Origin of the sequence: Planomonospora sp. ID82291, from assembly GCF_015711645.1 — a bacterium.
Lineage (GTDB): Bacteria > Actinomycetota > Actinomycetes > Streptosporangiales > Streptosporangiaceae > Planomonospora.
This window is the reverse complement of sequence record NZ_JABTEX010000001.1, coordinates 837,069-849,619: the sequence shown is the minus strand read 5'-3', so window position 1 is coordinate 849,619 and position 12,551 is coordinate 837,069. Positions and strand designations below refer to the sequence as shown.

The following is a 12,551-nucleotide window of genomic DNA, read 5'->3' as shown; positions in this document are numbered from 1 at the left end:
GCACCGCGCGGTCCGCGGCGCCCCGCCGGTCAGGGGAGCGCCGCGGTGAGGGCCCGGTGCAGCGCGGGCTCGGCGCGCTCGACGCGTACGGCGTCGCAGCCGACCCAGGCCGCGGCCTCGCGCAGCGCCTCGGCCAGCGGCTCGACCGCCCGGTGCGGGTCGACCCCCGGCTCGACGCCGATCTGGCGGGCGACCAGGGTGGAGCCCTCGCGGGCCGGGTCGACCCGGCCGATCAGCCGTCCCCCGCTCAGCACGGGCATCGCGAAGTAGCCGTGGACGCGCTTGTCCTTGGGGACGTACGCCTCCAGGCGGTGGTTGAAGCCGAACACGCGGGCGGTGCGGGCGCGGTCCCAGATCAGCGAGTCGAACGGCGAGAGCAGGGTGGTGCGGTGGCGGCCCCGGGCCGGAGCGGCCAGCGCCGCCGGGTCGGCCCAGGTGACCGCCGCGCGGCCGGTCCAGCCCTCGACCCGCACCTCGGCCAGCCCCGCGGCGCCGTCCGCCAGCGCCGCGTCCAGCAGCGCGGCGTGCGGGCCCGTCAACCGGAGGAAGTCGACGAGATCGGACCGGGTGGCGACCCCGAGGGCGCGGCCGGCCGTGCGGGCGAGGCGGGCGATGCACTCGGCGTCGGTGAGGTCCTCGGCCAGCAGGGCGGCGGGAACGGCCCGTTCGGCGAGGTCGTAGACGCGGCGCCAGCCGACGCGCCGGGTGCAGACGACCTCCCCGGTGTCCAGCAGCCACTCGATGGCGATCTTGGTGTCGGACCAGTCCCACCAGGGGCCGCCGTTCTTGGCGCCGCCGAGATCGGTGGTGGTGACGGGGCCGCTCGCGCGGACCTGCTCCCGCACCTTGTCCACGATCGGCGGGACCTCGTGCCAGCGGTACGTGCGCTCCCGGAACGCGCGCCGCCGGAAGGCGTAGAGGGGCCAGTCGTCGAGGGGCAGGATGCAGGCGGCGTGGCACCAGTACTCGAAGGCGCGGGCCGGGGCGTCCCAGTAGGCCTGCTCGACCTGCTGCCGGCCGACCGCGCCGAGACGCGCGTAGGCGACGAGCTCGTGGGAGCGGGCCAGCACGGAGATCGTGTCGAGCTGGACGGCGCCCAGGCGGCGCAGGGCGGCGGACGCGCCGCCGCGGCGGGCGTCGGCGCCCAGGAAGCCCTGGGCGCGCAGGATGATCCGGCGGGCCTCGTCGGCGGGGAGCGCGACCGTCACGGCCGCCTCCCGGGGGGATCCAGGGGGGAGCAGCGCATCAGCATGGGGCGAGGCTAACGCGCCGCACCGACGGGAACGCCACCGGGAACACCACCGAGGACGCCACACCGGTGTTCCGGTCGTCAGCCGAGGACGCCCTCCCGGTGCCCGGCGCGGGTGCGGGGGGCGTCGACGACGACGTCGCCGAAGGCGCCGAAGGCCAGCAGCAGGATGCCGCCCAGCGCGAACACCGCCGCGCCCAGCCAGAAGACGAACCAGTCGGGGCCGGCGGTCAGCCCGACGCCCCCGATGGCGAAGCCCAGCACGCTCACGGTCACGGCCAGCCAGGAGGAGGCCCGGCCGCCGTGGCCGCCGTGGCCGCCGTCGCCGGAGCCCTCGCGCCCCCCGCCGCCGCGGTCCCCGCGGTCGCCAGGGATGCCGTCGTCCCCGTGGCCGCCCCCGTGGCCGGTCTCGGGCGCTGGGCCGGATGCGGTCTCGGTCACGTTCCACGTCTCCTCGTGCATGGTGGCGCGTCCGCCGTCTTTTTCGTGCGATGTACGACAGCAGGCGACCTACCCCTCCACGCTGGGCCGTACTCCCCGCGAAGGAGGCCCGAGGGCGGTCCGGGAGCGGTCCGGGAGCGGTCCTGGGACGGTCCGGGAACACCGTGGCCGCGGGGCGCGTCATCCATGGTGGATGTGTCCGGTGGTGGAACCGCCTACGATGGCAGCGGAGAACCATGTCTCGTCCTCATCCGGGCCTGCCCGGCCGCGGAAGACCTGCGAGGAGCTTTACCTAAAGTGCCAGCCTTTCTCGACAAGATTCTTCGCGCAGGCGAAGGCAAGCTTCTGCGTAAGCTCAAGCGGATCGCCGACCAGGTCAATTCCATCGAGGACGACTTCACGAGCCTCACCGACGCCGAGCTGCGCGCCCTCACCGAGGAGTACAAGCAGCGCCACGCCGACGGAGAGTCCCTCGACGATCTGCTTCCCGAGGCCTTCGCCACCGTCCGCGAGGCGGCCCGGCGCGTGCTGGGCATGCGCCACTTCGACGTGCAGATCATGGGCGGGGCCAACCTGCACATGGGCAACATCTCCGAGATGCGCACCGGTGAGGGCAAGACCCTCACCTCGACGCTCCCGGCCTACCTCAACGCGCTGTCCGGCAAGGGCGTGCACATCGTCACGACCAACGACTACCTGGCCAAGCGCGACGCCGAGGAGATGGGCCGCGTCCACCGCTTCCTCGGCCTCAAGGTCGGGGTGATCCTGGCCAACATGCCGCCGGACGAGCGCCGCAAGCAGTACGACGCGGACATCACCTACGGCACGAACAACGAGTTCGGCTTCGACTACCTGCGCGACAACATGGCGTGGTCGCTGGAGGAGTGCGTCCAGCGCGGCCACAACTTCGCCATCGTCGACGAGGTCGACTCGATCCTCATCGACGAGGCCCGGACCCCGCTGATCATCTCCGGTCCGGGCGAGCAGTCCGGCAAGTGGTACGCCGAGTTCGCCAAGATCGTTCCCCGGCTCCGCAGGGGCACCGAGGGCAAGGACGGCGAGGAGAGCACCGGCGACTACGCCGTCGACGAGAAGAAGCGCACGGTCGGCATCTTCGAGTCCGGGGTGGAGAAGGTCGAGGACTGGCTCGGCATCGACAACCTCTACAAGCCCGAGCACACCCACCTGGTCGGCTTCCTGAACAACGCGCTGAAGGCCAAGGAGCTCTACAAGAAGGACAAGGACTACATCGTCGTCGACGGCGAGGTCCTGATCGTCGACGAGTTCACCGGTCGCGTCCTGCACGGCCGCCGCTACAACGAGGGCATGCACCAGGCCATCGAGGCGAAGGAAGGCGTCAAGATCAAGGACGAGAACCAGACCCTCGCCACGATCACGCTGCAGAACTACTTCCGCCTCTACACCACGCTGTCCGGCATGACCGGGACCGCGGCCACCGAGGCCAACGAGTTCCACCAGACCTACAAGCTCGGCGTCGTCCCGATCCCGACCAACCGCCCGATGATCCGCAAGGACCAGGCGGACGTGGTCTACAAGACCGAGGACGCCAAGTTCCTGGCCTGCGTCGAGGACATCGCCGAGCGCTACGAGAAGGGCCAGCCGGTCCTGGTCGGCACCACGAGCGTGGAGAAGTCCGAGCGGCTGTCCAAGGAGCTCAAGCGCAGGGGCGTCAAGCACGAGGTGCTCAACGCCAAGAACCACGCGCGGGAGGCGTCGATCATCGCGGAGGCGGGCCGCAAGCACGCCGTCACCGTCGCCACCAACATGGCCGGCCGCGGCACCGACATCAAGCTCGGCGGCAGCACCGAGTTCCGCGCCGACCAGGAGCTGCGCGGCCGCGGCCTGGACCCGGTCGAGACGCCGGAGGAGTACGAGAAGGCCTGGGCCGAGGCGCTGGAGAAGGCCAAGGAGGCCGTCAAGACCGAGCACGAGGAGGTCACCGAGCTCGGCGGCCTCTACGTCCTGGGCACCGAACGGCACGAGTCGCGCCGCATCGACAACCAGCTCCGCGGCCGTTCCGGTCGCCAGGGAGACCCGGGCGAGTCGCGGTTCTACCTCTCGCTCGAGGACGACCTGATGCGCCTGTTCAACTCGGCCCGGGTCGAGATGATCATGACGCGGCTGAACATCCCGGACGACGTCCCGATCGAGTCGGGCATCGTCTCCAAGGCCATCGCCTCCGCCCAGCACCAGGTCGAGCAGCAGAACTTCGAGATCCGCAAGAACGTCCTGAAGTACGACGAGGTCATGAACCGGCAGCGCAAGGTGATCTACGCCGAGCGCCGCCGCGTGCTGGAGGGCGCGGACCTGCACGAGCAGATCCGCGGCTTCGTGGGCGACGTCGTCGACGACTACATCGCCGGCGCCACCGCGGAGGGCTTCGCCGAGGAGTGGGACCTCGACAAGCTGTGGAAGGCGCTGGGGCAGCTCTACCCGATCAGCCTCACCGTCGACGGCGTCGTCGAGGAGGCCGGCAGCCGCGAGGAGCTGTCCGCCGGGTTCCTCGCGGAGAAGGTCAAGGCCGACGCCCTGGCCGCCTACGACCGCCGCGAGGAGGAGCTCGGGCCGGAGGCCATGCGCGAGCTGGAGCGCCGGGTCATCCTGTCGGTCCTGGACCGCAAGTGGCGCGAGCACCTCTACGAGATGGACTACCTCCAGGAGGGCATCGGCCTGCGCGCGATGGCCCAGCGCGACCCGCTGATCGAGTACCAGCGCGAGGGCTTCGAGATGTTCTCCCAGATGCTCGAGGGCATCAAGGAGGAGTCGGTCGGCTACCTGTTCAACCTCGAGGTCGAGGTGCAGACCAGCCCGATCGTCGAGGAGCAGGCGGCGGCCGACGAGGACGAGGCGGTCGCGGAGGCGCGCTCCATCATCGCCCGGGGCCTGCGCGGTCCGCAGCGGCCCAGCGAGCTGCAGTACACCGCGCCCGGCGAGACCGGAGAGGTGGAGCACACGCGGGTCAGCACGAAGGAGGAGCGGGACGCCTACGGCGACGTCGAGCGCAACGCCCCCTGCCCCTGCGGCTCCGGCAAGAAGTACAAGCGCTGCCACGGAGACCCGAAGCACGCCGGGGCCTGAATCTCCGCGGCATCCCCGGCCTCTCCGGCCTCTCCGGTCTCCGGGAGCGGCCGGGAGGCCGAGGTGGACCGGGCAGGGCCGGTTCCCTCTTGAGGGCCCGCACCGTTCGCGGTGCGGGCCCTCGGCGTTCTCCGGGCCGCCCGCGGTGCGGACCGCCGGGACGGCGGAGGTCAGGGGGTCGTCTCGACGTCGGTGCACAACCACTGCACGCCCCGGCGCTCCAGTCTGAGGGCCAGCCCGCGGGAGCGCTCACCGCAGCGGACGAGCACGCACATCTCCACCACCCCGTCCCGGGGCTGGGAGACGTGCGGCATGCCCGCGCGCGGGGGGAGCGCACCGTCGATGATCTTTCCCGTGCGGATGAGCTCCGCGTGGGCCCGGCGGGTCAGGTGGCGGGAGACGCTGGCCGGAGGCCGCCGTCCGGCCAGGATCTCGGCCACGGCCTGCGCCAGGGCGCGCAGCCGGCGCGCGTCCGGGACCGCGCCGGGCGGCCCCCAGACCAGCGGTCGCCGGATCGCGGGGACGGCGGGTTCCGGATCCATGGCGAGGGCGAGGGCGCCCTGCACGTACGGCGGGGCGGACGCGGACGCGCGGGCGGCCCGCTCGTCGTCGCCGGGCGGCTCGGCCAGCGGCGACGGGGTGATCCGGGGGAGGGGCGCCGGGGACGGTGCGGAAGACATGGCGGCTCCGGTTCGAGGGGTCGGTGCGGAACGGACACCTCTAGGAGTTTCCGGTCCCCCGCCCGGATACGTCGCGCGCCAGCTTTCCGGAGAACCGCGGCCGTTCCGCCCGTTGTGCGGGGAAGATCACCTGAAGTTGGAGCGGCCTCCGCCCACGGGAAACAGGTTCCGGACACGTTCGCGTCCTTCGAGGGACGACCGGAACCTGCCTCGCGGAGGCGGCCGGGGTGCCGGGACGCGGTGGTCGGGACGCCGCGGTGACGGCGGACAGGGAAACGGACGGTCGTGGTGACAGCGGGGGCGGGGCTGAGGAGGGGCAGGTCTCGGAAAGGGCGGGGCTGAGGAGGGGCAGGTCTCGGAAAGGGCGGGGCTGAGGAGGGGCAGGTCTCGGAAAGGGCGGGGCTGAGGAGGGGCAGGTCTCGGAAAGGGCGGGGCTGAGGAGGGGCAGGTCTCGGAAAGGGCGGGGCTGAGGAGGGGCAGGTCTCGGAAAGGGCGGGGCTCGAAGGACGGGGTCAGGAGGAGGCGGGACCGGGCATGGATTCCGGTGACGTGTCGCCGGAATCGATGTCCGGCTCGGGCTCGCGGCCCGGCGTCATGATGTTCAGCCGCCGGATCAGGAAGCCGAACACGGCGTAGTAGACCACCGCGTAGACCAGTCCCATGGCGATGAGGACCGGCACCCCCTGCGCGTTGGGAGCGGTGCCGTACAGGCCGAGGTCGATCAGGCCGGAGGAGAAGCCGAAGGCGAGCTTGGCCCCCAGCGCCGAGGCGACGGCGAGGGAGACGCCGGTCAGGACGATGTGCACGACGAACAGGACCGGGGCCACGAAGATGAAGGCGAACTCGATCGGCTCGGTGATCCCGGTGAGGAACGCGGTGAGCGCGGCCGAGACCATGATGGAGCCGACCGCGGTGCGCCGGTGCGGCGGGGCGGCCCGCCAGATGGCGATCGCCGCGGCGGGCAGGCCGAACATCAGGACCGGGTAGAACCCCGCCTCGAAGCCGCCGTAGCCCTGGACGCCGTTGGTGAAGCAGACCAGGTCGCCGGCGAGCCGCTTGCCGGTCTCCGCCACGCAGGCGGGCACCTGGGTCCAGACGATGTTGTTGACGATGTGGTGCAGGCCGAGGGGGAGCAGCGCGCGGTTGACCATGCCGTAGACGCCGGCGCCCAGCGTGCTGTTCTCGGCGAGCCAGACCCCGAAGGCGCGGACCCAGCCGCCGAGGACCGGCCAGACGAAGCCGACGGCCACCCCGATCACCAGTCCGGCGAAGGCGGTGAGGATCGGCACCAGGCGGCGGCCGCTGAAGAACGCCAGCGCGGTGGGGAGCCTCGTCCGGTGGAAGCGCTGCCAGAGGGTCGCGGAGACCAGGCCCATGGCGATGCCGCCGAGCACCCCGGTCGGGTTCTGCGCGCCGAGGTCGAGCACGGTCCTCGGCACGCCCGGGGCGGCCGGGTCGAAGACCTGCGTGGTGATCGACTTCTTCAGGTCCTCGTCGAACAGTGTGAAGAACACGTTCATGCTGACGGCGTGGAAGACGAGGTAGCCGACGAGCCCGGCCAGCGCGGTGGAGCCGTCGGCCTTTCTGGCGAAGCCGATGGCCACGCCGATCGCGAACAGGATGGGCAGGTTGTCGAAGAGCGTGCCGCCCGCGGTGCCGAGCACGTGGGCCGCGTCGTCGGCGAAGGCGTTGTCCGTACGGCCCAGCAGGTCGTCCTGGCCCAGCCGGAGCAGCAGGCCGGCGGCGGGCAGGACCGCGATCGGGAGCATGAGCGAGCGGCCCAGCCGCTGGAGCACGCCCATCACGGCGGAGCCGGAGCCCGATCCGGACGCCGCCGCGCCCGCTGAGGTGGAGCTCATCGATTCCTCCAGCGTGGAGATCCCCGCCCTCGGGCCGGGAGCGTGTGACCGGACGTTCTCCAGTGGGCGAGAGGGGCCGCGAGGGCCGAGAGGGACCGGTAGGGCTGACCGAGGCCGGTGAAGGGGGGGTGGGGGAGTGGGGGGTGAGGGGGCCGGAGGGGGCGGGGTCAGGCGCGGCGCACCGGTGTCTCCAGCACCGTGCGCAGCTGGTAGCGGTCGGCGCGGTAGGTGGAGACGCCGAGCTCGGCGCAGACGCCTCCCGCGAACGAGCGCCGCTGGAGGAGCAGGACGGCTCCGCCGCGCGGCAGCTTGAGCAGGTCGGCGTCGCCGGGGTCGGCGATGCCCGCGTCGATGGTCAGCTCGCCCGCGTCGAGCATCAGCCCGTAGCGGGCTTCCAGCAGTGCGTAGAGGGAGCGGCCCGTCAGGTCGTGGGCGGCCAGGTCGGGTGCGAGGGAGACGGGGATGTGGGCCCGCTCGATGCACATGGGCTCACCGGCCGCGGTGCGCAGCCGTTCGATGAAGTGCACCTCCTCACCCGGCTGGATGCCCAGCTCCCTGGCGAGGTGGGCGCTGGCCCGGACCACCCGGCGGTCCAGGTCGCGCGAGCCGGGCTCCATGCCGCGGGCGCGCATCTCGTCGCTGAACGAGGTCAGCCGGAGCGGCATCTCGATCTTGGGTCGGGCCACGAAGGTGCCCTTTCCCGCGACGCGCTGCAGTCTGCCCTCGGAGACCAGGTGGTCGACCGCCTGCCGCACGGTCATGCGGGAGAGCCCGAAGCGCTGGCAGAGCTCGCGCTCGGACGGGATCGCCGTGCCGATGGCCAGCTCGTGGCTGTCGATGAGGTCGAGCAGGATCTCGCGGAGCTGGAAGTACTTCGGGATCGGGCTGTCCGGATCGATCTGCGCCATGGATTCCGCCCCCTCTCGATATGGAATGTCTGATGGGTTATGGTTCGTACTGGTCTAGTCCGGACTAGACCACAGGCCGGAAAAGGGTGTCAACGTACGGACCGGCGACGGATCGATAACGGCCCGATCGCGCCTGTCCGACCGAAGGATGAGCGCGACATGACGACCAAGATGCGCAGCGAGATCGCCGAGCAGCCCGCCGCGCTGCAGGCCACGCTGGACGCCCTTCTCCCCCGGGTCGGGGAGGTGGAGCGCCTGGCGCGGGAGACCCGGCAGCTGCTGTTCGTCGCCCGTGGCACCTCCGACAACGCCGCAGTCTACGGCCGGTACCTCGCCGAGGCGCACGCGGGCCGCCTGTCCACCCTCGGGGCCCCCTCGATCGCCACCACCTACCGGCGCCGGCTCGACCTCGACGGCGTGCTGGCCGTCGGCCTGTCCCAGTCCGGCCGGACCGAGGAGATCGTGGAGACCCTGGCCTGGGCCCGGGACTGCGGCGCCAGGACCGTCGCGGTCACCAACGGCGGCGAGGAGAGCCCGCTCGCGCAGGCCGCCGACCTCGCCCTGTGCACCCTGGCGGGCGAGGAGGAGGCCGTCCCGGCGACCAAGACCTACACCACCCAGCTCGCCGCGCTGGCCGTGCTCGGCCTCGGGCTGGGCGCCGACGTCGACCCCGGAGATCTGCGGCGGGTCCCCGAGGCCGTGGAGAAGCTGATCGGCGACCCCGGAGACCTGGACGAGGTGGTCGACGGACTGGCCGACAAGCCGGGCGTCGTGGTCTCCGGGCGCGGCCTGGCCTTCTCCACCGCCCTGGAGACGGCGCTCAAGCTGAAGGAGGCCTGCTACCTGCACGCCATGGGCCTGTCCTACGCCGACCTGCTGCACGGCCCGATCGCCGTGGTGGACGCCGACACCCCGGCGGTCCTGGTCGCGGCCGGCGACGGGCCGACCCTGGACGGCACCGTGGCGCTCGCCGAGCGGGTCACCGGCGCCGGGGCGGCGGCCTTCACCGTCGGCGGCGGCCCCCGGCTCGCGGCGGCCGGCACGGCGGCGCTGAACGGGCCCGACCTGCCCGAGTGGGTCGCCCCGCTCGGCCTCATCGTCCCCGGTCAGCTGCTCACCGAGGCCCTCTCGCGCCGGCTGGGGATCGACCCCGACGCGCCGCGCGGCCTCAACAAGGTGACCCAGACGGACTGACGTCCGGACCTAGGCTGGTCGGACCATCGAGGCAGGAGGGCGACATGGCGGCGGACGCCGGTGCGATCATCGCGGGGCTCGGGGGCGCGGAGAACATCATCGACATCGAACCGTGCATCACCCGGCTCCGGACGGAGGTGCACGACGCCTCCAAGGTCGACCGGGCCGCGCTGCGTGCGGCCGGCGCCCACGGGGTCATGGCCGCGGGCAACGTCGTCCAGGTGGTCGTGGGGCCCCAGGCCGACACCATCGCCGGGGACATCGTGGACATCATCGGCTGAGGGTCCGGCGGGCGCCCGCCCTGCCCGGACCGCCGGGACCGCCGGAACCGCCGGGACCGCCGGGACCGCCTGGACCGCCGGGCTCGCCTGGACCGCCCGGACCGCCGGGCTCGCAGGCGGGGCCCGTCGGGCCGGGCAGGGCGGGGATCGTCCCCGCCGGCGCGGGCACGCACGCCCGAGGGAGGGTGATGACCGCAGTTCTGGCCCCGGTCGCGGGGACGGCCGTCGGCCTCGTGGAGGTTCCCGACCCCGTGTTCTCCGAAGGACTGGTCGGGCCGGGAGCCGCGATCGATCCGGCGCGCCGGCCCGGCCGGGTGGTCGCGCCCATCGCGGGACGGATCCACAAGCTGCACCCGCACGCGTTCGTCGTGGTGGGGGACGACGGCCGGGGGATCCTGGTCCACCTGGGGATCGACACCGTGCAACTGCGGGGGGAGGGGTTCGAGCTGCTGGCCGCCGAGGGCGACCGGGTGAGCGCGGGTCAGCCCGTGGTGGCCTGGAACCCCGCCGGGATCGAGGCGGGCGGGCGTTCCCCGGTCTGCCCGGTGGTGGCGCTGGACGCGTTCGCCGAGGCCGTCACGGAGATCGCCGACGGGGCGGTGGACGCCGGGGACGCGCTCTTCCGCTGGGCGTGAGCACCGGCGGCGGCGCGGGAGCCGAAAAGTGGATCTTCAGGAAGAATGGGACGTGAGTGCGATGTGCATTCTCGGGGGGAATGAGGCCCCGTGACCGGGTCTCGCTGAAGAGAGGCCCCGGGCACGGGGCGGAAGCGCCGGGGACCGCGGGGCCGTCCCGCGGTCGTGACCCGGCGGGGCCGACCGGCCTCCCCCGACCAGGCAACGAGCCAGGTGGTCTAGACCATCCGGCCGGATCTTTCAGGAGGAAGCCCGTGCCCGAGCGCCACGTCATCGTCAAGGCCGAGGTCGGCCTGCACGCCCGTCCCGCCGCGACGTTCGTGCAGACCGCGGCCAAGGCCGCGCTGGACGTCACGGTCGCCAAGGCCGGCGGCAGGCCGGTCAACGCCAAGAGCATCCTCGGCGTCCTCTCGCTCGACGTCCGCCAGGGCGACACCGTGGTGATCAGGGCGGAGGGCGACGGGGCGGAAGAACTCCTCGACCGGCTGGCGGAGATCGCGTCGGCGCCGTGAGCGGGACGCTCCAGGGGACCGGCGTGAGCCCCGGCGCCGGGTTCGGGCCCGCCCACGTGATGTCCGGGACGGTCCCGGCGCCGCCGGCCGACGTCCCCTACGACGGGGACGCCGAGGCGGAGCGGGACCGGGCGTTCCGCGCGCTGGAGCGGGTCGCCGCCGACCTGCAGGAGCGGGGGGAGCGGGCCGGCGGCGAGGGCGGCGAGATCCTCCGGGCGCAGGCCCTGATGGCGTGCGATCCCGGCCTGGCGGACGAGGTCGCCGGGCTGGTCGGGGCCGGGAAGAACGCCGCGCGTGCGGTCTACGAGGGATTCGGCCGCTACCGGAGCATGCTCGCCGAGGCCGGCGGGTACCTGGCCGCCCGCGTCGCGGACCTGGACGACGTCCGGGACCGGGCGCTCGCGGTCCTCGACGGCCGGCCGGTGGCGGACGCGCCGCCCGCCGGGGCGGAGCCGTACGTGCTCGTCGCCCGCGACCTGGCCCCGGCGGACACCGCGCTGCTCTCCCCGGACCAGGTGGCCGCGTTCGTCACCGAGGAGGGCGGGCCGACCAGCCACACCTCGATCATCGCGCGGGCGATGGGCGTGCCGGCCGTGGTGGCGTGCCCCGGCGCGACCGCCGTCGCCCCGGGCACGCCGGTGCTCGCCGACGGCTCCTCGGGCCTGGTACGGCTCGCGCCCTCCGGCGAGGAGGTGGCCGCCGCCCGCCGGGCCGCGGACGTCCGCCGGGCCGCGCTCGCGACGGCCACCGGCCCCGGCGCGACCGCGGACGGGCACGCCGTGCCGCTGCTGGCCAACATCGGCGGGCCGCAGGACCTGGCGGACGCGCTGGAACACGGCGCGGAGGGGGTGGGGCTCTACCGGACCGAGTTCCTCTTCCTGGGCCGGGAGGAGGCGCCGTCCGCCGAGGAGCAGGAGGCGGCCTACCGGGAGGCGCTGGAGGCGTTCCCCGGCGGGCAGGTCGTCGTGCGCACGCTCGACGCGGGGGCGGACAAACCGCTGGCGTTCCTGCCGCCGCCGGGCGAGGAGCCGAACCCGGCGCTGGGGGAGCGCGGGATCCGGCTCCTCCGGCTCCACCCCGAGGTGCTGGAGACCCAGCTGGCCGCCCTGGCGCGGGCGGCCTCCCGCGGCACGGCCGGGCTCCGGGTGATGGCCCCGATGGTGGCCACCGCCCAGGAGGCGGCCCTGTTCGCGGCCGCGTGCCGGGCGGCGGGCCTGCCGTCCGCGGGCGTCATGATCGAGGTGCCCTCGGCCGCCCTGCGCGCCGCCGACCTGGCCGCCGAGGCCGACTTCTTCTCGATCGGCACCAACGACCTGGCGCAGTACGCCTTCGCCGCCGACCGCCAGGTGGCCGCGCTGGCCGCGCTGCACGACGCCTGGCAGCCCGCCCTGCTCGACCTGGTCGCCGCGGCCGTGACCGGGGCCGCGGGGCGGGACCGGCCGTGCGGGGTGTGCGGGGAGGCCGCCGGGGACCCGGCCCTCGCCTGCGTGCTGGTGGGGCTCGGCGCGACCTCGCTGTCGATGAGCGCCCCCGCGCTGCCCGCCGTACGGGCGGCCCTGGCGCGGCACGGCCGGGAGCAGTGCCGGCTCGCCGCGCGGGCCGCGCGGGCGGCCGCCTCCCCCGCGCGGGCGCGGGAGGCCGCCCGCGCGCACCTGCCGGGCCTGTCCGAGCTGGGGCTCTGAGAATCCGGGCC

Annotated in this window: 11 protein-coding genes; 6 read left to right on the top strand and 5 right to left on the bottom strand. The window is 73.7% G+C overall.

Annotated features, from left to right (window positions below; translation table 11 throughout):
* Window positions 1–29: 29 nt before the first annotated feature.
* Window positions 30–1,208, bottom strand: a complete 1,179-nt coding sequence (locus tag HS045_RS03585; RefSeq protein WP_196449735.1) for a winged helix-turn-helix domain-containing protein — start codon at window positions 1,206–1,208, stop codon at window positions 30–32.
* 122 nt (window positions 1,209–1,330) lie between these two features.
* Entirely contained in the window at window positions 1,331–1,690 is a 360-nt protein-coding gene (locus HS045_RS34135; protein WP_230883413.1) for an HGxxPAAW family protein, read from the bottom strand.
* Between the two features lie 297 nt (window positions 1,691–1,987).
* Between HS045_RS34135 and secA the strand changes: the two genes are divergently transcribed.
* The gene (gene secA / locus HS045_RS03575; protein WP_196449734.1) at window positions 1,988–4,789 is read left to right on the top strand and encodes a preprotein translocase subunit SecA; all 2,802 of its coding nucleotides are present in this window, start codon (window positions 1,988–1,990) and stop codon (window positions 4,787–4,789) included.
* A 170-nt stretch (window positions 4,790–4,959) separates the two neighbouring features.
* Here secA and HS045_RS03570 read toward each other — a convergent pair whose 3' ends face one another.
* The 3 genes from HS045_RS03570 to HS045_RS03560 form a co-directional block, all read right to left on the bottom strand.
* Window positions 4,960–5,469, bottom strand: a complete 510-nt coding sequence (locus HS045_RS03570) for an Rv3235 family protein (RefSeq protein ID WP_196449733.1) — start codon at window positions 5,467–5,469, stop codon at window positions 4,960–4,962.
* Window positions 5,470–5,981: 512 nt separating this feature from the next.
* Complete coding sequence (locus tag HS045_RS03565; protein ID WP_196449732.1) at window positions 5,982–7,328, bottom strand: PTS transporter subunit EIIC; 1,347 nt, start codon at window positions 7,326–7,328, stop codon at window positions 5,982–5,984.
* Window positions 7,329–7,495: 167 nt separating this feature from the next.
* Window positions 7,496–8,236 carry a GntR family transcriptional regulator gene (locus tag HS045_RS03560; protein WP_196449731.1) on the bottom strand — a complete coding sequence of 247 codons (741 nt, stop codon included), beginning with the start codon at window positions 8,234–8,236 and terminating at the stop codon, window positions 7,496–7,498.
* 159 nt (window positions 8,237–8,395) lie between these two features.
* Between HS045_RS03560 and HS045_RS03555 the strand changes: the two genes are divergently transcribed.
* The 5 genes from HS045_RS03555 to ptsP all read left to right on the top strand — a co-directional run bounded on the left by HS045_RS03555 (window position 8,396) and on the right by ptsP (window position 12,540).
* Window positions 8,396–9,430 carry an SIS domain-containing protein gene (locus HS045_RS03555; RefSeq protein WP_196449730.1) on the top strand — a complete coding sequence of 345 codons (1,035 nt, stop codon included), beginning with the start codon at window positions 8,396–8,398 and terminating at the stop codon, window positions 9,428–9,430.
* A 44-nt stretch (window positions 9,431–9,474) separates the two neighbouring features.
* Window positions 9,475–9,711, top strand: a complete 237-nt coding sequence (locus HS045_RS03550; RefSeq protein WP_196449729.1) for a glucose PTS transporter subunit EIIB — start codon at window positions 9,475–9,477, stop codon at window positions 9,709–9,711.
* A gap of 188 nt (window positions 9,712–9,899) precedes the next feature.
* The gene (locus HS045_RS03545; protein ID WP_196449728.1) at window positions 9,900–10,346 is read left to right on the top strand and encodes a PTS glucose transporter subunit IIA; all 447 of its coding nucleotides are present in this window, start codon (window positions 9,900–9,902) and stop codon (window positions 10,344–10,346) included.
* Between the two features lie 254 nt (window positions 10,347–10,600).
* Window positions 10,601–10,858 (top strand): HPr family phosphocarrier protein, encoded by a 258-nt coding sequence (locus tag HS045_RS03540; RefSeq protein ID WP_196449727.1) that lies wholly within the window; start codon window positions 10,601–10,603, stop codon window positions 10,856–10,858.
* Complete coding sequence (gene ptsP, locus HS045_RS03535; protein WP_196449726.1) at window positions 10,855–12,540, top strand: phosphoenolpyruvate--protein phosphotransferase; 1,686 nt, start codon at window positions 10,855–10,857, stop codon at window positions 12,538–12,540. Before HS045_RS03540 ends, ptsP begins: the two co-directional genes overlap by 4 nt.
* Window positions 12,541–12,551 lie beyond the last annotated feature (11 nt).

What these genes read in the sequence shown, in the direction of transcription:
- HS045_RS03560 (WP_196449731.1), bottom strand. Translation starts at nt 8,236, where the DNA reads ATGGCGCAGATCGATCCGGACAGCCCGATCCCGAAGTACTTCCAGCTC.
- HS045_RS03550 (WP_196449729.1), top strand. Translation starts at nt 9,475, where the DNA reads ATGGCGGCGGACGCCGGTGCGATCATCGCGGGGCTCGGGGGCGCGGAG.
- HS045_RS03565 (WP_196449732.1), bottom strand. Translation starts at nt 7,328, where the DNA reads ATGAGCTCCACCTCAGCGGGCGCGGCGGCGTCCGGATCGGGCTCCGGC.
- HS045_RS03555 (WP_196449730.1), top strand. Translation starts at nt 8,396, where the DNA reads ATGACGACCAAGATGCGCAGCGAGATCGCCGAGCAGCCCGCCGCGCTG.
- HS045_RS03570 (WP_196449733.1), bottom strand. Translation starts at nt 5,469, where the DNA reads ATGTCTTCCGCACCGTCCCCGGCGCCCCTCCCCCGGATCACCCCGTCG.
- HS045_RS03545 (WP_196449728.1), top strand. Translation starts at nt 9,900, where the DNA reads ATGACCGCAGTTCTGGCCCCGGTCGCGGGGACGGCCGTCGGCCTCGTG.